We start from the raw sequence: 22,996 nt of genomic DNA, 5'->3' as shown, positions 1-22,996 counted from the left end.
ATAGAGGTGTTGACGATGGCAAAAGGTACAGGGAAAGTATTAGCTCAAAATAAAAAAGCAAACCACGATTACTTCATTGAGGAAACAATTGAAGCGGGAATGGTGCTAACAGGTACAGAAATTAAATCTGTTCGAGATGCCCACGTGCAATTGAAGGAATCGTATGTAAGTATTCGCGATGGAGAAGCATGGATTCGCAATATGCATATTTCACCGTTTGACCAAGGGAACCGTTTCAATCACGATCCACTACGTGAGCGAAAACTGTTGCTACATAAAAAGCAAATTAGCGAACTGATTGGCGCGGTTAAGCGTGATGGCTATACGATTGTGCCGTTAAAAATTTATATTAAAGACGGTTACGCAAAGCTATTAATCGGCTTAGCAAAAGGTAAAAAAGATTACGATAAACGTAATGATTTGAAGAAAAAAGAAGCGAAACGTGATATGGAACGTGCTTTCAAAGATCGCCAGCAATAATCTAATAGTTGACTACGAGTGCAATAAATTTGCGCTCGTTTTTTTGTTGAGAAATTATAAATTCCTCGTACTGGATTACTTTTGAAATAAAAGGTGCTTAAGCGCTTTTGCTATTTTGATAAGTAATGGGTGTTTTTGATAGAAAATCGTGTTTTATGAATGAATTTTCTGTTTTATTGAGGTACAATGGAATGCGTGGAAGGGGATTGCGATAAATGGGAGAATTACACAATGCCGAATTAGCGAATAAAGTCATGTTTATTATTAAAAAAAATTTAAATCGTGAGAAATGCTTACTTGAGGTAGACAGCGTTTTTTCGGAAGACTACCCTAATTATAAAGGTGTTTTTAAAGAGCAAATAGGTATGTCGTTAAAAAACTATATGAACAGGGCTCGTATGAGTGAAGCGGAAAAACTATTAGAAACAACAACTTTAGATTTAAAAGAAGTGGCAAAAGCTGTTGGGATCAATGGCTATTTTGAATTTACACAGCTATTTAAACGATTAATGGGTGTAACCCCAAGTGGCTACCGCAATCAAATGTTTAAGGTGCACGTTTCACCTACTGATAATGGGTAATTGTGGAGTTGAAATCGTTCGCAGATATTGAATTGAGCTTATTTACTTGCGAAACAACCGTTTTTGGCATATAATTTAATTTACTAGCCAGTGTATACCTACTCATACGGTATACGTTTATGAGCAACTTGTTTTGCTCAACCGAAACTTTTCTCGGGTATTCTACTCGGGGACGTTACGGATTCGACAGGGGTGGTTCAAGCTCTGGTCGCGCGTCGGAGGTCTCGTCTTCGTCATCAACGGAAGTTATATAATAACTGGCAAACAACAAAACTTAGCTTTCGCAGCGTAAGCTCGTAAGCGCTCTGTCTATCCATCGCCCATGTGGATAATCGCAGGGCCTAACTTAAGTGGGATACGGTCGGTGGTGCCACTTGAGTCACCGACAAGAGATTTCCAAGTTAGCGTACAAGACGCCTGTTTACCGGCATAATGTTACGCGAATTGCAAATAGGTAGACTACACGCGTAGAAGCCGGCGTATTGGAGCTTCTGGACGCGGGTTCGAATCCCGCCGTCTCCATTTTTATATTTTCTAGAGTTGTCTAGAGTGGTCAAAACCCTTGTATATCAAGGGTTTTTTCTATTTTTATTGTACTGAGTTTTCTGGGCTTTTTATCGAAAACTGGCTAAAAATCTGGCTACTTTTGGGTCAAATTTATGAGTTTAAGTACGTCACAAACTTATTAATTGTGTCGTTTTTTGCACGCTTTGATAGGTGCGTATATATGTTGAGCGTTGTTTGCACATCTGTGTGACCTAATCGTTCTTGTACTTCTTTGACACTTGCACCCGCTTCGAAAAGTAAAGAGCAATGGACATGACGAAATGAATGGACATGTGTATAAGGCAAGCTGTAATTGTCGATGATTTTCATGAGCCACTTTCTAGGAATTGTTTGTTGCAATAAGTCATTTTGTTCGTTTGTAAACATTAATTGACTTTGGTCATTCGCATTTGGAAATTTAACTTGCTGAATCTTTTTCCATTCAGATAAGATGCTGCACGTTTCATCATCGATTAAAAGCTGGCGTATCGTATTGGTTTTCGTTGATTTAATATAAAGCTTGTTATTTTTACCTCTTGAAAGAGCTTTTGTAATGAGCAGTTCCTTTGTATCGAAATTTATATCTGCCCAGGTTAATGCAAGAGCCTCCCCTTTACGGATACCTGAAAAAGCAAGCAGGTAGTAAAATGCGGTTATTTGAGCGTTACCATATTGCTTTAAGCATTGAAGAAATTCAATTAGCTGCTCTTTTGAATAATAGTTGATCTCGGTATCTAATACAGCAGAGGTTTTGATTTTTGGAAGATCCACTAGCTTGAATGGATTAGAACTGATGTACTCACGCTTAATAGCGAAATCAATTACTTTAGAAGCGTAAGTTTTAACCATTCGAAATCTTTTTAGTTTCAAGGAACAGTCATCAACAAAGCCTTGGCAGATTGCTACACTTAATTTCTCAATGCGGTAATGACCTAATGCAGGTAGAATGTGATTCTTGAAAATTCCTATTGTTTTGACAAAGGTGCTTTCTTCGACCGTTCTTTCGTAGTGTTGAATCCAGACATTATATAGATCCTCGTATGTTTCAGTTATAGGCTTCTTATATTCCCCTTTACTAACTTCGACTCTTAATTGAGCTAAAGTGAGACTAGCCTCTTTTTTTGTTAGAAAACCGCGTCTAGTAACATGAATTTGTTTGCCTGTTTGATTATCTATTCCTAAATAAAGCTTAAACATGTAGTAGGTCTTGCCATCTTTTTTTGTATATGATTTAATAGGGTCTTTCATTAAAATGCCTCCTAGAACCATACAGGGAAACTAGGGATACAGTTAATTTTAATGTTAACTGTATTGTTAGTATAGCTGATAAAAGATGTTCTACCAATTAATGAGTGTCCTCAGTTTTCATTTAGAATTTCAGAAATGGTAATAAATAAAAAAGCATTTAAACTCGAACAAGAGGTTTATTGTTATAATTGTCGAATTTAATAATTATAATTTGTGGAATTTAAGGATTTATAATGAGACATAATGTTAAAGGTGCGTGTAAAATTTATGCTTTCGTGCAATAAGTATTTCAAGAATGTTCCCAAACAACGCTTTGGGAACATATAGTAAGGAATGCAATATGATAAAATTTTCACTATAAAAGTTAATTAAAAGGAGTACTAAACGAAATGAAATTTTATATTGCGTCATCTTTTAGTAATAAACAAGCGGTAAGAAAGGTTTCAGAGGAACTAAAAAGTAAAGGCTTTATTCATACATATGATTGGACAAAGAATGAGCGAGCATCATCATTTGAGCAATTGTCTAAATTAGGGAACCTTGAAAAAGATGCAGTGATGGAAGCTGATTTTATGATTGTTTTATTACCAGCAGGTAAAGGAAGTCATATTGAGTTTGGTATTGCTCTAGGACAAGGAAAACCCATTTACCTTTATTCTTCGGATGAAGCAGTAAATAACTTTGATACAACAAGTACCTTTTATCATTTACCACAAGTAAAAGTTGTTGTAGGTACGATAAATGATTTAATACAAACCATTTTATTGGACAAACAAAATATATCAAATTCACGTATGCTGCATAAATAATTTATCTCTATACAAAAAACGTTCCCAAATGACACTTAGGGAACCAATGCCCTCTATTCAGTTGGATAGGTGGGTATTTTATTTAATACCATAATTTTGAAACTATCATTGTAATATTTCGTATAGAGTAAAGAAGAAAGATTAAATTAGGGGTGAAATTATGAATAAAACTGTTTGGATTTCTGTAGTGTTAGGGTTTGCAACAATGGCGGTACTCTATCTGATTGGCTTTATTGCCAATATAGATATTCTGATTTTTAAGGTTACAAATTCAAGTACCGAAATTGCTTTTCTACCAATCATCATTGGCTTAATTGTTATACTTATTAGTGGACGAATGATGAAGTCCACTAATTAAAAAGGGTTTATATAATATACAATAGGAACTTAATAAACGTTCCCAAATCAAAGTTTGGGGGCATAAGAAAAATCCGTAAACGCTGTTACATCAACGTTTACGGATTTTTCTATGGAACATTGTTTATACGTGATTTTATGCACGTTTCTACAAACTCAGTTCCAGCAACAGTTTGAGGGTGTTTTGGGGTATGCTACGTCGCTCAGGTTGTTGCATAAAACAACGCATAATCTTAACGTTCTAAATACACGTTTTTCTGACACTATCCCAGAAAGAACAAGTGCCAAAATACAATCAAATGTACTTTGGCATGAATTGAGATTTAGTTAACGATCATTTATACAGTTTGATTAAATCACTTTACTAATATATTGCCTAATTCAGGGATGCAATAACTATACGTATCTATCGTTGTTGTTATATCTGTGTGACCTAAGAAGTGTTGGATAAATTTAATATCTTTTGTTTGGTAATACATGCGAGTAGCACAAGTAAAATATTTACTCCACATTTTCATAAAAGTCCCCTAACAATAGTTTGGTAATCAAATTAAATAAAAAGCGGCTAAGACTTAGTGAAGATCTTAGCTGCTGAATCAAAAGTTCTCTATGTCTTATTTAAGCAACGTTATTTAATATTAAAATGAATTGATTATGCAACTTAATAGTAATCTAAATATGTTAAAATTAATCCAAACTTGTCTTAAAGAAGAATTTTAATGAAAAGCTATACAGGAGGGGCAAACGTGGGCTTAAAACGTACAACAAAAAGAAAATCTACACAGCCTCACACCAAAGTAACTAATCATGGATTTGACAAAACGATTAAGAAAATTGATAAGGCAATTGCTCTGCTTGAACGAAAATAGCTAAATTAGTAAGCTTCGAAATTAGGTAAAATAAAAGAGATTAAAAAACCGCTTTTCCTGTTTGTCCTATAGAGGATGTTTAAAATATTCGACTATCTAGTTTATTTACCTACCGATTGAATATCGCAATTCAAAGCGTGTGGAATAATACACACTATGAAAGGAGCGATTCTTTTGCAAGCACAGCAAATTAAGCACGATTTAGCAGTAGCATTACAAGACGAATTCAATACACATAACCTGTACAAGCATGTTGCTCAGACGATACGAACGCTACTAGACGCTCAGCTAGATGAAAAACAATATGTAGAATGCCACTTTAATGATTACATGGTGAAAGCTGGCGTATTAGATTGTTACGAAAATAAAGTACTCTCTATGATTGTTCTTGTATTTCGAGAAAATATTAACGGTGAAATATTGATTCAACTAAATATCGTTGGAAATTGGTTAATCTTGTACAATCAGCTTTCAAATGCAATGATTGAGATTATTGATTGGCGAAAAATAGAGTAGATGCATATTTTGCATCTCTTTTTTTGCTCAAAATGGGTAGGGTGGATTTACTTCATGAGTAAATAGTAGAGGTGTATGCTGCTGTTTAAGCAATAGTATAAAGTTACTTTCTAAACAATTAAAAACTTGTCTTATGGTGTATTAGAGAATGTCGCAGTACATCATTTTATAATATTATAGAGGAAATATTAGATATTATGAAGAGGATTATATTATGAAAGAAGAAACAAGTGACATGTTATTATATATTGCATCAGACTTTTATTCGAGTATGCAACAAACCGCCAGATGCCTAGCCTACTTTTTTATCGTTTTCTATGTTCCGTATGTGCTTGCTCATTGGGTGATGGTAATATATGCACAGGTTGATCCGCTACAATTCATGCACGTATATGCTTATACGGTGACGCTGGCATTTCCATTAATGATTATCGTATCGCATTACATTCCAATGGAGCTAAATTTTGAAACGATGCAATTTGAGGTCGTTGACTAAATGGCTCTCGGTTAAATCGAGAATTTACTTTATAAACAAACATATCCATCTGAATTCATCTCATGCTTATTGATCATATAAGGTCGGTAAGCTTTTTTTATGATTAAATACTTTCCCCCTTCATTTTACATGTGTATTACTCGTTAGGACATTAGTATTGTAGAATCGTGAGGTGTATAGCTGTTGGTAAGGGCGAAGCAATGATGATAGCTATATGTTTTTCAATTCTTATCGTAACTGTAATTGCAATGTTATTTGCTTTTACTAAAAAAAATAAACCGCCCTCGCCCGCAAAGCTGAGTAGTGGTTTATTTTTTACTTTTTACTCGCTAATCGCCTTTGAATCGATTCTGCTTATTGCTAAGATTGCTTGGTGTACCACCACTAAACAGTCTAATTTATTATCAATTCACACCAAATTATAGCATGATTTTCGATTTTCTCTATACGATTTGAATTGAATTATTAATTTTGATGTTCTCAAGTAAGTGTGATTTATCCCCAGTAAAATGTATGTTAAGTAACATTTTACTATGCCTTTTAAACGTGAATTATGCCCGCAAAGGATCTGTATAAAGCCTACCAATAAACTTGCTGTCTCGATAATCTTATCTACAAGAATGGTCTAGTATTTCGGTTGTGATATGGCCCAAATTTCAAGTACGAAATTCAATTAACATAGTTAATTAAAAAAAGTGTAAAAAATAATTGACTGAAAATGTATTTTTTTATAAAAAAATGAGCATAATAAAACTTTTTGTATAAAATTTAAATTTCTTTAACATAATGCCCTTATAGAAAAATAAGGAGTGGTTAAAATTGAGTAATGATTTAGGAACAAAAGGGAAAATGTTATCATTATGGGCGGCTGAAAAAAACAAAAAAGTTGCTGGGAGAAGTTTTAATACTGTTACAGTAAAGGATAAATACAATGCATTCTGGACATGTGATTTCAATAATCCTAATTGTCTATTTACAGTAAAATCACCAGAGAAAGTTTATCAAACTATAGTAAGGGGTGGGGTTGTCTGTCAATTTTGCAAAGGTACAAATATAGAAGTAAGTGTTCAAACAAAAGCTAACCCTGAACATATCGATAAATATTGGCACAAGGAAAGAAATAGTGCAATGGGTTACATCCCTTCTACTAAAGCTGCAACTTCTAATGAGTACATTTATGTAAAATGTGAGGAACATCATTGGGGAATATACGAAGAACAAAAACAAAGGTGTGCTGATTTTACGTATGGTCGTATTGCGTGCCCACAGTGTAACGGTAAACAAGCAACATTAGAAAACAATCTCAAAATTAAGTATCCAGTTTACGCTAAAGAGTTACATCCTATGTTCAATCCTGCATTGATATTACCTGGCTCTACAACAAAATATCCGTTTTGGTGCAGCCGTTGTGTGGATTATTATTTAAAAGAAGTACGACACAGAACTGCACATAACCAAGGATGTCCAATCCATAATTCTTCTCATAATTCTTCAAAAAGTGAAAAATTATTAAGATTAATATTAAATGAAATTATTGGTGATTTTGCTAAGAAATATCTTGATATAAAGTGGAAAAGTGGACGTCGTATAGAAATAGATTTATTAGAAAGGTCCTTACTTATAGGCATTGAATTTGATGGTAATTATCACAAAAAAAGAGAACAAGTAGAAAGAGACCAAACTAAAAATGACTTGTTAAATAAACACCATAAAACTATAGGCATGTCATTATTTATAAGAATACGCGAAAAAGGATTACCTGAATTACAATATCACGAAAATCAAGAACTAATTATTTGTGGAAAACATAGGGATAGCTTTAAATTTCTAATACCTGCTATCCAACAATTAATTACATTAATTAATAATCGGATGCAGTTAAATATAAAATCTTACTCGGATACCGAACTTTTAATTTTAATAAAAAAGTACCTACCATTAATAAATAATTAGGTTGAAATAGCGGATGTTTTGTAGCTGAATAGGGCTATAAGAGTTGTTAAATATATATTTTATCCCTATTTGTTATTATCTTCTAAGAATATTTCCAACAAAATAAATGCGAAAAATAAGTTTCGAACATGTTGGAAAAAATAGACTGTAAAATCATCTATAAAACCATCGTTTAGTAGACGATTTGAAGACGGAGCTTGAATTAACGTTTAGGCTTCATTTTTTTATTGTATTTGTCTATAAACTCGTCTATTATTAGATGTATATAAAACGTATAAGTTTGTAGAAAGTGGTGTCGAAAATAGGACGAGTAATAGGATATTGTCGTGTTAGTACGGAAGATCAAAATTTAGATATGCAGGAGCAAGCGATTGAAAAGTATGCTAAAGAAAATGGATTAGAACTAATCATGTATGTAGAAAAGATTTCTAGTCGTAAAGTAGAAAGACAAGAACTTGAACATGCGATGAAAGCCGCAACTAATGGAGATTTGTTTGTTGTGTATAAATTAGACCGTTTAGCTAGAAGTACGAAAGAGTTATTTACATTAACAGGTGAATTAAATGAGAAGGGCGTAGAGTTTGTTTCAATTAATGATGCATTTGATACAACTACTCCAACAGGTAAAGCAATGTTTGGTATGTTAGCTGTATTTGCTGAATTTGAAAGGGACATTATTCAGCAAAGGACAAAAGCTGGATTAGAAAGTGCTAGAAAACGTGGGCGTATTGGAGGCAGACCAGCAATTGATGATAAAGTAAAGAAGCATGTACGAGCTTTGTTTGAAGCAGGAGAAAGTGCTACAGATATTGCAAAAGAGTATGGGATTGGAAGGGCAACAGTTTATAAAATTATTAAAAATATTTAAAGGTAAATTAGGAGGGAACTTGTATTAATGATTTGAGAACGTACTGCATGACATCACTTCTAAACCACCAGTAATAAGTGAGTGAAGATAATTAATAACAATCTAAAAAGCCTGGTAAAGCCTTATCTAATAAGGTTTCTGCCAAGCTTTTTTATAATTAATGTATAAAAAAAGGGATTAGTTTTAAGTATTTCTTTACTTATTGTGAAAATCTGTTTAAAGATAGAGAAAGAAAAAGTGCCAAAATACGAATGTACTTTGGCACGAATTGAGATTCAATTAACTTTCATTTATGCAGCTCGATTAAATGACTTTACTAATATACTGCCTATTTCGGGAATGCAATGAATATACGTATCTACCGTTGTTGTCATGTCTGTGTGACCTAAGAAATGTTGAATGAACTTTATATCTTTCGTTTGATAATAGATGCGAGTAGCACAACTGTGACGTAATCCATGAACTGAAACAAGCTTTAGTCCGTGTTGAGTTTGGAACTTTTTTAACCAGGTATTTAACTTGGTGTTATTATAAAAAGTATTTTTATTGTTTGGGAAGATAAACTGCTTATCGCCTTGATGCTCAAGACTTTGCCACTTTAATTGCTCTGCTTGGAGCTCCTGCCATTTTAATAGTGCTTGGAAAGTTTCCTCATCAATATCAAGTGTTCTTTCTAAAAAGTTCTTCGTAGCTTTAATATAAGGCTTATTAAATTCATCTGTACCAATGGCTTGATGAATATGGATTTTTTTATTTTGAAAATCAATATCTTGCCATTGCAGTGCAAGAAGCTCTCCTTTGCGTAAGCCTAAATTTACAAGCAAGAGGAAACTTGCAATTTTTGAAATATCATCTGTTGTTTTTAGCTTTTGAATAAATAAATCTATTTCATCTGATGTATAGAACAATTTATCACCTTGTGCATTGTCTCTCTTTCTTTCTTCTTTTTTTTCCCATGATCGTAAACCATCAAGTTTAAGGGGATTTTTCGGAATGTAATCGTTATATTTAGCTTGTTCTAAGCATTTATTTAGTTCGATTGCTACCTTTGACGGTTTTTGTAATTTTTCTTTCCATACTTCAAAAGACCGCAAAGTATCTTGGTAAGAAATATTTTTAAGCTTTAAATCTCCGTAAAAAGGTAGGATGTGGTTTTTGAAAATCCCTTTAATTTTCCCTAAAGTACTTTTTTCGAGGGAACAATTTTGAAGGTATTCTTCATAGTAAGAATGATAGAATTGCTCAAATGTTAGGTTTGGATTATCAGTATCATTTCGTTGTAGCATTTCCGCTTGTTTTTGAGCATAAAAAGCTTTTGCTTCAGTTTTTGTTTTAAAACCACGCTTTGTAATGTCGATTTGCTTTTTCGTATAAGGATCGATACCCCCATACATTTTCACCATATAATGAGGAACGCCTCTTTTCATATATTCTTTAACTGCTTTGTCCATTGTTGTCATTAGAATGATCTCCTTTTGTGTTATCCATTATTTTTTATGCTGTACATTTTTTAAAAAGTGAGTGATTTCCGTTTTGGAGAATCGCTTGCTGCGACCAATTGAATTACCTTTAAGTCCTTGATCAATAAGCTTTTGTAAACTTTTATAGGAAATTCCGATATAATCGCAAGTTTCCTGAACGTTCAGCCATTCTTTAGCTGCATGCTCATTAGGCTGTCCAATTGTTTCACCAAGTTTTTTCTCAAAGATTTTTTCAAGGTTTTTATCAGGAGAAAATCCAAGCTTTTTTCCAAGGTAAGAATCAAGCTTTGTATCAAGGATTGATTCAATGTTTTTTTCAAGGATTTTTTCAAAGTTTTGTGTAATTAAGCTTTCAATTTTTTCTTCGATTGATTTTTCAATAGTTAGTTCCATTTGTTTGTTCCTCCGTAATAGTTAGTAATTGTTATTAAGTCAATAAAGAATTGATACCCCATGCTATACACTTGCAGAAATGAATATTCATAAAAAAGTGTCGGACACATCGAATTAATGGTTATGAGATGTGAAGCTAGCTGAAGTATTAATACCCCATGCTACAAATTTGCAGAAATGAATATTCATAAAAAGGTGTCGGATACATCAAATTAATGGTTATGAGATGTGAAGCTAGCTGAAGTGTTAATACCCCATGCTACAAATTTGCAGAAACGAATATTCATAAAAAAGTGTCGAACACATCTGATTGTCGGTTATAAGATGTGAAGCCAGCTGAAGTATTAATACTCTAAGCTATACACTTGCAGAAATGAATATTCTCAAAAAAGTGTTGGACACATCGAATTAATGGTTATGAGATGTGAAGCTAGCTGAAGTATTAATACCCCATGCTACAAATTTGCAGAAATGAATATTCATAAAAAAGTGTCGGATACATAGAAACAGCTATTCATCAGCATTCTATTTTTAGATTTGAGGAGAAGGATTGCAGGGAGATGTTCATTTTGTATTTAAGGGTGGAACCGACACAAAATATCATATTAAGTATAAGAAAATCGACTCTAAATGATTTGAAGTGATGAAAGTAATTCTTAAATCTTAGGGAAAGACTTGCATCTATTGAGGTCTAAATACCAATTTCTTTTAATTAACAGTGTTTTTTATACCGTGATACGTGCTAATAAACGAAATGGTATTAGCGGGCTTGGAGCGAATGTAATCTGTAAAGATCGCTTGTAGTGATTCGACAACAAGCAGGTTTACTTACGCACGAATGTAAGCCAATACCTGCTTCTAGTTCGAAGGAGGAAGCGAGTACGTGCACATATATAGGGATTTGTTGTAGACAGTTGTCACATTATTAGACGCAGTTGAGGCATTCTTGCCGTAAAGCCAATTAAATTCTAAGCCAATAAATTCAAACAAACAGGGAATATAAAAGAATTCAAATCAGCAGATACATTTGAGATTTAAATGCCTTTTTCTTTTTAATTGATAGTGTTTGGGTTTTCCATGATACGTGCCATTAAACGAAATGGCATAAGCGTGCTCGGAGCGAGAGTAATCCTTAAAGCACGCTTGTAGTAGTACGATAACAGGTAGGTTTACGCACGGACGTATGTACAGTGATACCTGCCCCTAGTTCGAAGAGAAAACGAGTGTATACACACATATAGGAATTTGTTGTACAGAGTTGTCACATTCTGGACACAATTATAAAGTACTAGCCGATACATAGAGCCAATTAAATTATAAGCCCATAATATTAAACAAATAGGGGCTATAAGAGTATTCAGATCAGCAGCTACATTTGAGGTTTAAATGCCTTTTCTTTTTAATTAAAAGTGTTTTGATATTCCATGATGCGTGTTAGTAAATGAAATGGCATAAGTGTGCTCGGAGCGAGAGTAATCCGTAAAGCTCGCTTGTAGTAATGCGATAACAGGTAGGTTTACGCACGGACGTATGTAAACCAAAACCTGCCTCTAGTTCGAAGAGGAAAACAAGTGCGTGCACACATATAGGAATTTGTTGTACAGAGTTGTCACATTTTGGACACACTTTAGACACAATCCCAATCAGAAAGGGGGCTATAAGAGTATTTAGGTCAGCAGCTACATTTGAGATGTAAATGCCTTTTTCATTTTAACTAACAGTGTTTTGATTTTATGCTGCCAAATAGTTGTATAACATTTATACAGCTTATATCGAAAAAACATAGGGTGTTTCTCGGATATTAATGCCACATTTATATGGGAAAGGACATAAGTTATACAACATTTATATAACTTATATACAACTGTTATATAAGTTTAAAGGGAAATTAAGAGGAAGAAAATGACCGGAAAAACTACAATTAGATTCTTCCAATGAAAAAGGCAAAAGTTATATAACATTTATACAACACTTATATAACTTATAAATAACTGTTATATAAGTTTAAGGGAATTTAAAAGGATGAGAATGATTGAAAAAACTATAATTGGATTCTTCCAATGAAAAAGGCAAAAGTTATATAACATTTATACAACACTTATATAACTTATATACAACTGTTATATAAGTCTGAAGAAAATTCAATAGGAAGAGAATGACCGAAAAAACTACAATTAGATTCTTCCAATAAAAAAGCTCATACAGAGCAAAATAAGGCAAAAAAGTTATATAACACTTATATAACTTATGCCAAAAACAATATAAGTTATATAACATTTATACAACTTATATCAAAGAACCATAGAGGTTTCTTGAATATTCAACCTACATTTATAAAAATAGATGAATTATTGTTGGAAGGAATTGACTAGAAAAACTATCGAATAATTATTCCATTAAAAATGGGTGTAATATCGATGGAAGGGTTCGACTAAAAAAACTATTATTTGATTCTTCCAAAGATTTCAGCCTAATTAGAGCCTAAAATTCGAAAAAAAAGATAAAAAAATCCCGAAAAAAATTTGAAAAAAATTTTAAACTTTTTTATCAGAAATTCTTTATTACCAAGGGTTGAAGGGCATAATTACTTCGGCAATATCCCCCTAACCAATCGCTTACACGTAGGGAAATATTGAATTACTGAACTTGCTGCCATGCCTGAAGTTAAAACAGAAAAGTAGCAATGATTGCTTGCCAATTTTAGTGGAGTTAAGTTGGTGGATCTGCAAAAATAATTAAACCATACACTTGCTTGTATTTTGTAGAAGTTAATGTTTTGTAATTTCATAGCTTGCTGATTCAATGCATGTAATGAACATAATAATTGAGATGTTCTAAACTTATGGTAATATATTTTCGTTTTGTACTTGAAGTAACCCTTTAATGAGAATAAAGTAAGAATAAGATATAGATATTGTACTAATAATGTAATTGAGGTGTTTCAGTTGGTTGTAAAACGTTTTTATCGTACACAACGTGATTTAGCAAAGGCTATAAATGAATTAGTAGATGCTTATTGGCAAGAGGCGGTAACTGAAGAAGAACTTATTTCAGATGTACATAGTATGTATTTAAATAACTCTGACAAGCTAATGAAGGATGGGGTTTTTACAAAAATTGTTCAGCAGCAATGTGGAAAAAGAAGACTTTCATTAATTAAGAAAATTGTGGAAATTGATAAGTGAAATAGTCTTGTAAGAGAGTGAGGAATGAATGACAATGGATATAGAATATTCTTCTGTCTTAACAGGTGCTGGATTTATGCTTTACGAGGTGAAGCAAGTAGCAATATTAAAGCAACAAGGTTATTCGGATAAAGAAATTGGATATAAAGTTTTAGAGGAAAACATTTTTCAATATGAAAAGCTATCAAGTGTTAAAAGAGCAATGCCGTATATTTTAAAGCGAGTGGACTTACTAGACGAATTACTACTGCAATTATTGATTGATGAACCGTATGAGGTGGGGAAAGTGATCAACCTTTATGCCATCATGAAATTTGATCGTCTTTTTTATGAATTCATGCAGGAAGTCGTAGCTGAAAAGTTAAACAACAATGATTATTTCCTTGATAAGGTCGATGTGAATGTATTTTTTGCGGCAAAGATGGAGCAAAGTGAATTTATGGCTGGTTGGTCGGGTACAACAGTAGCGAAACTTAAACAGGTGTTCAAAAAAATCTTGTTAAATGCAGGTCTACTAAAAGATTTAAAATCCAATGAGTTAAACCGTTTGTATATCGATGAGCGTATAAAAATTCATCTGAATCATCTTGGTGATGCTAAGTATGTACAAGCAATGGGAGAAGCAGGGGGCTATCATGGTTAATTTTAATGAGCGACTGGACAAAATTATTCCAAAGCTAAAGGAAGACAAGTTTATTGAAGGTAGAGGTCTAGGCAACGAAATTAGCTTCTATGTATTTGATTACGAACCTGTTTATGAGCTTGAAATGAGAGATTATATACAGCACATCAAAAAAGAGTTCGACTATGATGGCTCAACACGCCAAATTTTAGAGGTCGATTTATATAAAACACTTCTTGAAATAGCAAAAGATAAAAAGATAGATAAACGTATTTTTCAAATGGAAGAAAAGCAAGGCAAGGAAATGCTGTTTAAAGCAATGACGACCTTTGCGAAGCCTGAAATCTTCCTAAATAAGATCAAAGAAAAATTAGACGAACATAATGTGATTTTCCTTACAGGTGTAGGGAAGGTGTATCCGTTCGTTCGTTCTCATAACATTTTGAACAACCTACAAGAAATTTTAGATAAAACACCAGTTGTTATGTTTTTCCCAGGTCAATATGATGGGCAATCCTTACAGCTATTTAGCAAATTTAAAGATGACAACTATTACCGAGCATTTCGATTAATTGATTAGCACAGGGAGGCTATATAGATGATTTTAAAGGACATGTTTTTAAAGAGTATTGAGCGTGATATCCGTGGTGTTATTAAAGTAGCACAAACGAATGATAAGGATATTTTTAACGAGTTAGATGAGTATGTAGTGACACAAGAATTACATAAGCATTTTTCGAAGTTTTATGATAACTACCAACGAGGAATTGTTGGGGAAACAGATAAGATGGGTGTTTGGATTAGTGGGTTCTTTGGTTCAGGTAAATCACATTTCTTAAAGATTTTAGCGTATCTATTAGAAAATCGTATGGTAGAAAATGAATACCCTGTAAATTTATTTGCAGAAAAGATTAAAGATCCTCTTGTGTATGCCAACATGAAAAAAGCAGCAGATATTGAAACAGAAGTTGTTTTATTCAATATTGATTCAAAAAGTTCTTTAGATAACAAATCAAAAGAAGATGCGATTTTACGTGTGTTTATGAAAGTGTTTTATGAGCATCGTGGTTATTACGGAGATATTCCAGGTGTTGCTGAAATGGAGAAATATCTTGATAGACAAGGACAATTTGAAGCATTCAAGCAGGAGTTCCAATTGCTTGTAGGCGAAAGCTGGGAAGAACGCCGCAGCACGTTCTATTTTGATCAAGACTTTGTTATTGAAGCTTTAGGAAAAGTGATTAACCTTTCAGAAGCGTCTGCACGCAAATGGATTGAAGAAAAAGTAGATGATTTTAAAATGGATATTCAAACATTTGCTAAGGATGTGAAGGAATATATAGATTCAAAGGGTCCAAATTTCCATTTAGTATTTTTAGTAGATGAAATTGGTCAATATATTGGCGACAACCGTAATTTAATGCTTAATTTGCAAACGCTAACAGAAGATTTAGGTACCTATGCTGAAGGAAAAGTATGGGTTATGGTTACTTCTCAGGAAAGCATTGATTCGATCATTAAAGTAAAAGGTGATGACTTCTCACGTATTCAAGGACGTTTTGATACTCGTTTGTCCTTATCTTCGATTTCAGTCGATGAAGTAATTAAAAAACGTATTTTAGAGAAGTTTCCGCATGTAACAGATAAATTAAAGGCCATTTATCCAGAGAAAAGTGCAATATTAAAAAATCTAATTAGCTTCCGTGAAAGCACAGCTGATTTAAGAGGCTATGATAACGAACAAGAATATGCGGAAGTGTATCCATTTATTCCGTATCAATTTAAACTACTTCAAAACGTATTCGAGCAAGTACGTAAGCATGGCTCATCAGGTAAGCATTTATCTGAAGGTGAACGTTCAATGCTATCCGCCTTTAAGGAAGCTGCACTTTATTACAAAGAAGCAGAAGAAGGTACTTTAATTCCGTTTTATGCATTTTATGACACGATTAAAGAATTTTTAAACCCAGCGATTTCACGTGTAATCGAAGGGTCAAAAGAAAATCCAGCGTTAAAAGATGATGAATTTAATATCGATTTATTAAAAGTCCTATTCATGATTAAGTACGTGAAAGAGCTGCCAGCTACGATTGATAATATCGCAACATTGATGGTAACAAACATCGACGAAGACAAGTTAAAGTTAAAAGAAAAAATTAAATCATCACTTCGTAAACTGATTACCGAAACATTAATTCAGAAAAACGGTGACTACTATGTGTTCTTAACAGATGATGAGCAAGATATTAACCGTGAAATTAAGCAAGTGACTATCGATGAGGATGTATTAAAACGTGAGTTAGCAAATACGATATTCCTCGACCTTTATGATGAAAAACGTTTCAATTATTCGAAACACTATTCCTTCTCATTCAATCAAAAGATGGATGAAAAAAATTATGGCAACCAAACGGCGATAATTGGCGTGCAAATTATTTCTCCATTATCGGATGATTATCAAAAATCACAGCAGGAGCTAATGCTGCTTACATCTGGCAGTGGAGAAATGCTTATTAAGTTAGGTGCAAATGATTCTTATGTAGAAGAAATGGAAGAAGCCTTAAAAATTGAGGACTATCGTAAAAAGAAAAATCCGTTACAGCAACCAGAAAACATTCAAAACATTTTAAATAATAAGCAGGTCGAAGTAAAGGACCGTAAACGCCGAGTAAGAGATTTACTAACAGAGGCAATTAAGGATGCAGAGTTCTACATTTACGGAGAAAAGGTAGAAATTAAAGGCTCTTCTGTAAAAGAAAAAATCAATGCTGCATTTAAAGTACTAGTAGATAACGTCTTTATTAAATTAGGCTATATTCAAGAGCATTTAGATAGCGAAAAAGATTTAGTTGCTTTGTTAAATACGGATAACGGTCAATTGTCTTTGGATGATTCCGTTGTGGCAAAGCCTAATCAAGAAGCAAAGCGTGAAGTATTTGAATTTGTTGATTTGCAAGAGCAGCTTAAAAAACAGATTACAGTAAAGAAAATATATGAACGTTATCAAGGTAAAACGTATGGATGGAAGCTGTTAGATATCGCTGCACTTATTGCTGAGTTGCTAATAGAGCAACGCATCCGTATTCGCTACAATTCTGAATATATTGAGCCAGCAAAAGATACAAATAAAATCATAACAGCTTTAGTCAAGTCGTCAGAGTCAGAAAAAGCGATTGTTGTCAAACGTACTAAAGTAGATGAAGCATTAATTCGAACTGCTAAAAGTATTTGTAAGGACGTGTTTAATACAACGAACTTAGCAGATGATGAGGATGGCTTACTAAAAGACATTCAGGGCTTAATAGATACGCAAATCAGTGAAATTAAAGGCTACAAGGCTCGTTATGAAGGACGTAAATATCCAGGGATGAGCCTATTAAATAAAGGGCTAGAGTATTTCCAGCAGTTTGATGCCAAATTAGATAGCGTTTCCTTCTTTGAAAAGCTAAAAGAGCTAGAGGATAACTTGTTAGATTGGGAAGAGGACATTGCTTATGTAAAGAGCTTCTTTGAAACGAATCAAAAAGAATTATTTGAAAAAGGCTTAGCGGCATTTAAAAAATACGAGGAAAATAAATCGTACCTATTTGGTGAAGAAATTGAGCAGCCAATGCAGCAGCTACAGGTGATATTGAATGATCCGATTCCATATACGAAAATTAAAGAAATTCCAGAGCTAACAAATGCTCTAAATATCATATTTAATAAAGTATTAGCAGAAAAAATCGCCTTTGCAAAAGAAAAAGTGCAACTAGATTACGATGAGGTATCACTATTATCCCGACAATATGGCGTATCTACTGAAACAAAGCAAAAGGTTGAAGCTTATTTTATTAAGCTATTAGCTGATATTGCAGCATTTGCAGACATTTATAAGGTGGATGCAACGATTTCTCAAAGTGCTAGCTTGAAGGACAGAATGAGCCGCATCATCAATCAAGATATAGCACAGGAAGCAAAGCGTAAAGCAGAGCAGCAGCCTATAATCGGTGGAGAATCAAATGTCCCACCAGTAGAAGAACCAGTTGTTCAAAAAGAATCTGTAAAAGTGACGAAATTAGTTCCAATGAAAACACTTGCGACGGAACAGGATGTGGATCAATATATTTCAACGCTTTCTGCAAAATTAAAGCAAATTATCAAATCAAATAAACAAATTGAGTTTATTGAGTAAAGGATGTTGAGCAATGAATAAATCGGCTTTAAAGAGCTTTGCAACAGAAGCACGCCTCGAACTACTTGAAAAAATTCAGCTACAAGCACGAAAGCTAGGAATTACGCCTGATGCGATTCAACAAGCATCATTAGAAAGCTCGGATGCCATCTATATTGATAGCAAACAGCTTTTAGATGTTGAACGTAAACAACGTAATAAATTAATTGCACGTATTAACGAAATTGGCTATGACCGCGTCATGGAAGAGGCTGCTTATACATGGTTTAACCGCTTCATCGCACTGCGTTATATGGAAGTGAATGATTACTTACCAACAAAGGTACGTGTACTTTCTTCAGTGAATCCAGATAGTACAGAGCCAGATATGTTTAAAGAAGCATTGAATTTGGATTTACCGATTGATAAAGAGCTTGTGTATAACTTGAAAATTGAAAACGAAATGGATGAGCTTTTCAAATATCTAATCAAAATACATTGCAATGATCTGAATCGCTATATGCCGTTTATGTTTGAGACGATTGAAGGGTATACGGAAGTATTATTTCCTGAAGGTCTTCTAGGAACAGATACATTTGTACGAAAAATGACAGATGTATGTGCTATTCCAGAAGAAGATTGGACAAAGGTTGAAATAGTTGGTTGGTTGTATCAATTTTACAATACCGAATTAAATGAAATTGTATATGATGGTGAAATGTCAAAAAAGCGAGTACCGAAAGAGTTATTACCTGCTGCAACGCAACTATTTACTCCAGAATGGGCAGTTAAATATATGGTAGAAAATTCTTTAGGAAGGTATTGGTTAGAGAAAAACCCAGACCCTATATTGCAAGAAGGATTTCAATATTATCTTCAGCAACATGAAACAGAATCAAATTTCGATTTAGTTGGAGATTTAGCTAGTGCCTCTATAAATCTCGAACATATAAAAGTTATAGATCCTTGTATGGGAAGTGGCCATATTCTTGTATATGCGTTCGATGTTTTAATGAAAATATATGAATCAAAAGGGTACGTTCCAAGAGAAGCAGCAAGTTTAATTTTGAAAAATAATCTATTTGGACTAGAAATAGATGATAGAGCTTATCAAATAGCTTGCTTTGCAGTTATGATGAAAGCTAGAAAATATAATAGACGCATTTTTAGAGAAAATATAGAGTTAAATTTATGTACAATTGTTGATAGTAATGTGCTGGTAAACGAAGATTTTTCACGAATTATAGATGAAAAACAGTTAGATAAAGTTAATTATCTAGTAAAGGTATTTGAAAATGCTAAAGAATATGGTTCTATTTTGAACCTTGAATATGATAATTATGATGAACTAGCAACATTTATAACACAATTAGGGACTAGTGATAATTATGATATCTTTAATTATCAAAAAATTAGTGACATGCAAGTTTTGTTACCAAAGTTAATTAAGCAAGCAAAAATTATGTCACAAAAATACGAAATAGTTATCACGAATCCACCTTATTTAGGTAGTTCAAGAATGAGTCCTTTATTGGATAATTATGTGAAAGAGTATTATCCAGAAACTAAGTCTGATTTATCTATCGTTATGTTTGAGAAATCACTTAAAAGCTATTTACAAACAGATGGTTATATATCTTTTATTACTACAACTTCTTGGATGTTCTTGAAAAGCTTTGAAAAATTTAGATCTGAACTATTAAAAAATGTTGCATTTACTTCTCTTGTTGATTTTGGTACAGAGTTGTTTGATGGGAAAGTAGGACATAATCCCATTGTTTCATGGATTAATAAAAAATCGGCTCCTAGAAACAAAATGATAGCCGTTAGATTAGTAGACTACTGCTATAGCAAACGTTATCAAAAGGAAACGGAGTTTTTTAATTTAGCAAACCGAAGCTATCCTAACCCGAAGAGCTTCGGTAAAATTATAGGTAGTCCGATAGCATATTGGTTTACAAACAATATTTTTGATATTTTTGCGGATAACAGTAATATCGGAAAAGTTTCATATGTGAAAAAAGGTATGTTTACGGGAGATAATAATAAATTTATTCGTTTTTGGTATGAGACTAGTGTAAATTCTATTGGATTTAATTTAAAATCATTAGAATCAGCATTTGAAAGTAAGAAAAAATGGTTCCCTACGAAAAAAGGGGGGGGATACAGAAAATGGTACGGAAATGATACTGAGATAGTAGCAATGGATAAGAGTAGTTATGAAGAGATAGAAAATGCTAAAGGTCATAGGTCTCCCATGCTTTATTTTAAACCTTCTATTAGTTGGAGTAGTGTTACATCAGGTGATTTTTCTTGTAGGTATTCAGATTATGGATATATTAATAATACAGCTAGTATGTCACTTTTTTACAAAGAAATGGATATAGAAATTCTTCTTGCAATATTAAATTCTAAATTAGTTTTTCCCTTTTTAAATCAATTGAGTCCTACTTTAAATTATACTGCAGGGGACATAGAGAGAATACCGTTAATTGAAATTGACCGATATAATAAAGAAATAATAAAGAAAATTGTTACTGAAAATTTAAGAATCTCCAAAAAAGATTGGGATGCTTTTGAAAATTCATGGGATTTTAAAAAGCATTCTTTATTGAATAGTGAATCGATACAATTAGCATATGAAAAGTGGGAAAATGACTGTGAAAATAGATTTCATCAATTAAAAGAAAATGAAGAATTGTTGAATAAATTACTTATTGAACTTTATGAGCTACAGGATGAACTTTCACCAAATGTGGCAGAAAGAGATGTAACAATTAGCAAAGCCAATTTAGAAAAGGATATTAAAAGCTTTATTTCTTACGCAGTTGGTTGTTTTTTAGGGCGTTATTCGCTTAAAGAAGAAGGGTTGATTTATGCTGGTGGGAATTTTGATGTGACTCGATATAAAGCGGATATGGTGGATGAAGATAATATTATTCCAGTCTTATCGGGAGCTCATTTTAAAGATGATATTGTGTCAAAGTTTATTGATTTTATTCGGGTTGTATATAATATAGAGATAATTGAAGAAAACCTTAACTTTGTAGCGGATGCTCTTGGACGAAAGAAAAATGAAACGGCACAAGAAACGATTCGTCGTTATTTCTTAAATGATTTCTACAAAGACCATATCCAAACTTACAAAAAACGCCCTATCTATTGGCTCTTCACATCAGGCAAAGAAAAAGCGTTTAACTGTTTAATTTACATGCATCGCTATGATAAAACAACCTTATCTCGTATCCGTACCGACTATGTACATGAGGTACAAAATCGAATGGATGCAGAGAGAACGGATTTATTGAATATCATTAATGGTGATTCAACTGTTAAAGAAATTGCAGCTGCAAAGAAAGAATTAAAATCGCTAGAAAAGAAAATTGATGAATTGAAAAAATATGATGAGTTATTGCATCATATGGCAGATCAGCAAATTGAGATTGATTTAGATGAAGGTGTGAAGCATAATTATGAGCTGTTTAAAGGGTTAGTAGCTCCTATTAAATAGTGTTGAAAAAGGTGTGATATTTTGAGGAACTCGTTTGATAAAAATAAATTTATGCAGTTAATTTACGAGGATAAATTCGATGCGGCGAATGAATTAAAAAATGCAGCTATTCCTAATAGATTATACAAATATTTTCCTTTATTTGATGAGTATAGAAATAAATATGAAGAAGAAAATTTGAAGAGAATCAATTCTTTGTTGGAAGGGCAAATTTGGGTATCGAAATATGATATGTTGAATGATCCATTTGAATATAAAATGTTGTATTTAGATAAGGAGAAAATTGAAAAACATGATTGGCCAGTGGAAATGTTGGATGACTTTTTAGAAGGCATTAAAAAGTTCTCACTAACTACTTGTTTTTCTGGAGAAACAGAGAATAACATGCCTATGTGGGCACATTATGCTAATAATCACAAGGGATACTGCGTAAGTTATAGAGTGACAAAGCCAGAGCTTATAACGCCCGTATTTTATGAACCTAAACGAGTGGGGATTGCATCTGTAGCAATTAATTTGCTTTCAGCGTTTCATAATAAAGATGAAGAAAAGATGCTTAAATATTCAACCCTATACAATTTGTCTCTTTGTTGTAAACATTCACTTTGGGAATATGAAAATGAATATAGATTAGTTTATCTTAGTTATAATTCAAATAACGGTCAATTGATTTCCTTAGAAGAAATAGGATTAGAAGTTGAAAGTATATTTATTGGACATAAAACAGAACCTTTGCAATATGAAAGTTTGTTAAAAATAGGGAAATCTCTTGGTTGTAATGTATATCAGATGCTATTTGAAGAAAATTCGGAGGATTTTAAGTTAGTGCCACGAAAATTACATTAAAACAATTAGTGACGCGTTATTGCATCATACAGATATGTAGAATCAATCGGTTAAACTAAACGTAAACAGAAGGGTATACTGT

At 33.0% G+C, this 22,996-nt stretch carries 19 protein-coding genes and 1 other RNA gene; 16 read left to right on the top strand and 4 right to left on the bottom strand.

Annotated features, from left to right (window positions below; translation table 11 throughout):
• Positions 1-15: 15 nt before the first annotated feature.
• From smpB to ssrA, 3 genes are all read left to right on the top strand, one after another.
• Positions 16-480, top strand: coding sequence for an SsrA-binding protein SmpB (smpB, locus tag DCE79_RS15005; protein WP_108713802.1), 465 nt, complete (start codon positions 16-18; stop codon positions 478-480).
• Positions 481-695: 215 nt separating this feature from the next.
• The gene (locus DCE79_RS15000; RefSeq protein WP_108713801.1) at positions 696-1,061 is read left to right on the top strand and encodes a helix-turn-helix domain-containing protein; all 366 of its coding nucleotides are present in this window, start codon (positions 696-698) and stop codon (positions 1,059-1,061) included.
• A 168-nt stretch (positions 1,062-1,229) separates the two neighbouring features.
• Positions 1,230-1,586: a transfer-messenger RNA gene (gene ssrA / locus DCE79_RS14995) on the top strand.
• Positions 1,587-1,718: 132 nt separating this feature from the next.
• Here the strand turns inward: ssrA and DCE79_RS14990 are convergent.
• The gene (locus tag DCE79_RS14990) at positions 1,719-2,855 is read right to left on the bottom strand and encodes a site-specific integrase (protein WP_199912280.1); all 1,137 of its coding nucleotides are present in this window, start codon (positions 2,853-2,855) and stop codon (positions 1,719-1,721) included.
• 389 nt (positions 2,856-3,244) lie between these two features.
• On the opposite strand from DCE79_RS14990, the gene DCE79_RS14985 reads away from it, so the two are divergent.
• Entirely contained in the window at positions 3,245-3,664 is a 420-nt protein-coding gene (locus DCE79_RS14985) for a nucleoside 2-deoxyribosyltransferase (protein WP_108713800.1), read from the top strand.
• Positions 3,665-3,824: 160 nt separating this feature from the next.
• A complete protein-coding gene (locus DCE79_RS14980; protein ID WP_108713799.1) occupies positions 3,825-4,022 on the top strand; it encodes an ATPase in 198 nt (65 codons plus the stop codon).
• A gap of 355 nt (positions 4,023-4,377) precedes the next feature.
• On the opposite strand, the gene DCE79_RS14975 is transcribed toward DCE79_RS14980, so the two are convergent.
• Positions 4,378-4,539 (bottom strand): tyrosine-type recombinase/integrase, encoded by a 162-nt coding sequence (locus DCE79_RS14975; protein WP_108713798.1) that lies wholly within the window; start codon positions 4,537-4,539, stop codon positions 4,378-4,380.
• A gap of 228 nt (positions 4,540-4,767) precedes the next feature.
• Between DCE79_RS14975 and DCE79_RS18870 the strand changes: the two genes are divergently transcribed.
• The 5 genes from DCE79_RS18870 (at position 4,768) to DCE79_RS14950 (ending at position 8,723) form a co-directional block, all read left to right on the top strand.
• Positions 4,768-4,890, top strand: a complete 123-nt coding sequence (locus DCE79_RS18870; RefSeq protein ID WP_016994791.1) for a hypothetical protein — start codon at positions 4,768-4,770, stop codon at positions 4,888-4,890.
• Between the two features lie 174 nt (positions 4,891-5,064).
• On the top strand, positions 5,065-5,406 hold the full coding sequence (locus DCE79_RS14970) for a hypothetical protein (protein ID WP_108713797.1): 342 nt from the start codon (positions 5,065-5,067) through the stop codon (positions 5,404-5,406).
• 214 nt (positions 5,407-5,620) lie between these two features.
• A complete protein-coding gene (locus tag DCE79_RS14965) occupies positions 5,621-5,902 on the top strand; it encodes a hypothetical protein (protein WP_108713796.1) in 282 nt (93 codons plus the stop codon).
• Between the two features lie 819 nt (positions 5,903-6,721).
• Entirely contained in the window at positions 6,722-7,855 is a 1,134-nt protein-coding gene (locus DCE79_RS14955; RefSeq protein WP_108713794.1) for a zinc-ribbon domain-containing protein, read from the top strand.
• A 301-nt stretch (positions 7,856-8,156) separates the two neighbouring features.
• A complete protein-coding gene (locus tag DCE79_RS14950; RefSeq protein ID WP_108714510.1) occupies positions 8,157-8,723 on the top strand; it encodes a recombinase family protein in 567 nt (188 codons plus the stop codon).
• A 290-nt stretch (positions 8,724-9,013) separates the two neighbouring features.
• On the opposite strand, the gene DCE79_RS14945 is transcribed toward DCE79_RS14950, so the two are convergent.
• Positions 9,014-10,183, bottom strand: a complete 1,170-nt coding sequence (locus DCE79_RS14945; protein ID WP_108713793.1) for a tyrosine-type recombinase/integrase — start codon at positions 10,181-10,183, stop codon at positions 9,014-9,016.
• 27 nt (positions 10,184-10,210) lie between these two features.
• Positions 10,211-10,597: a helix-turn-helix domain-containing protein gene (locus DCE79_RS14940; RefSeq protein ID WP_108713792.1), complete on the bottom strand. Its 387-nt coding sequence runs from the start codon at positions 10,595-10,597 to the stop codon at positions 10,211-10,213.
• Between the two features lie 2,936 nt (positions 10,598-13,533).
• Here DCE79_RS14940 and DCE79_RS14935 point away from each other — a divergent pair.
• From DCE79_RS14935 to DCE79_RS14910, 6 genes are read left to right on the top strand one after another with little or no spacing between them, the layout of a single operon-like run.
• Positions 13,534-13,782, top strand: coding sequence for a TIGR04540 family protein (locus DCE79_RS14935; protein WP_234417278.1), 249 nt, complete (start codon positions 13,534-13,536; stop codon positions 13,780-13,782).
• Positions 13,783-13,810: 28 nt separating this feature from the next.
• Positions 13,811-14,425, top strand: coding sequence for a DUF1819 family protein (locus DCE79_RS14930; RefSeq protein ID WP_108713790.1), 615 nt, complete (start codon positions 13,811-13,813; stop codon positions 14,423-14,425).
• Entirely contained in the window at positions 14,418-14,984 is a 567-nt protein-coding gene (locus tag DCE79_RS14925; RefSeq protein WP_108713789.1) for a DUF1788 domain-containing protein, read from the top strand. Before DCE79_RS14930 ends, DCE79_RS14925 begins: the two co-directional genes overlap by 8 nt.
• Positions 14,985-15,002: 18 nt before the next feature.
• Positions 15,003-18,578: a BREX system P-loop protein BrxC gene (gene brxC / locus DCE79_RS14920; protein ID WP_108713788.1), complete on the top strand. Its 3,576-nt coding sequence runs from the start codon at positions 15,003-15,005 to the stop codon at positions 18,576-18,578.
• Positions 18,579-18,591: 13 nt separating this feature from the next.
• Positions 18,592-22,068 (top strand): BREX-1 system adenine-specific DNA-methyltransferase PglX, encoded by a 3,477-nt coding sequence (gene pglX, locus DCE79_RS14915; protein ID WP_108713787.1) that lies wholly within the window; start codon positions 18,592-18,594, stop codon positions 22,066-22,068.
• Positions 22,069-22,119: 51 nt separating this feature from the next.
• Positions 22,120-22,914, top strand: a complete 795-nt coding sequence (locus DCE79_RS14910; protein ID WP_135841908.1) for a DUF2971 domain-containing protein — start codon at positions 22,120-22,122, stop codon at positions 22,912-22,914.
• The last annotated feature ends 82 nt before the right edge of the window (positions 22,915-22,996 follow it).

The organism is Lysinibacillus sp. 2017 (assembly GCF_003073375.1).
GTDB lineage: Bacteria > Bacillota > Bacilli > Bacillales_A > Planococcaceae > Solibacillus.
This window is presented reverse-complemented; position numbering and strand designations above follow the sequence as displayed.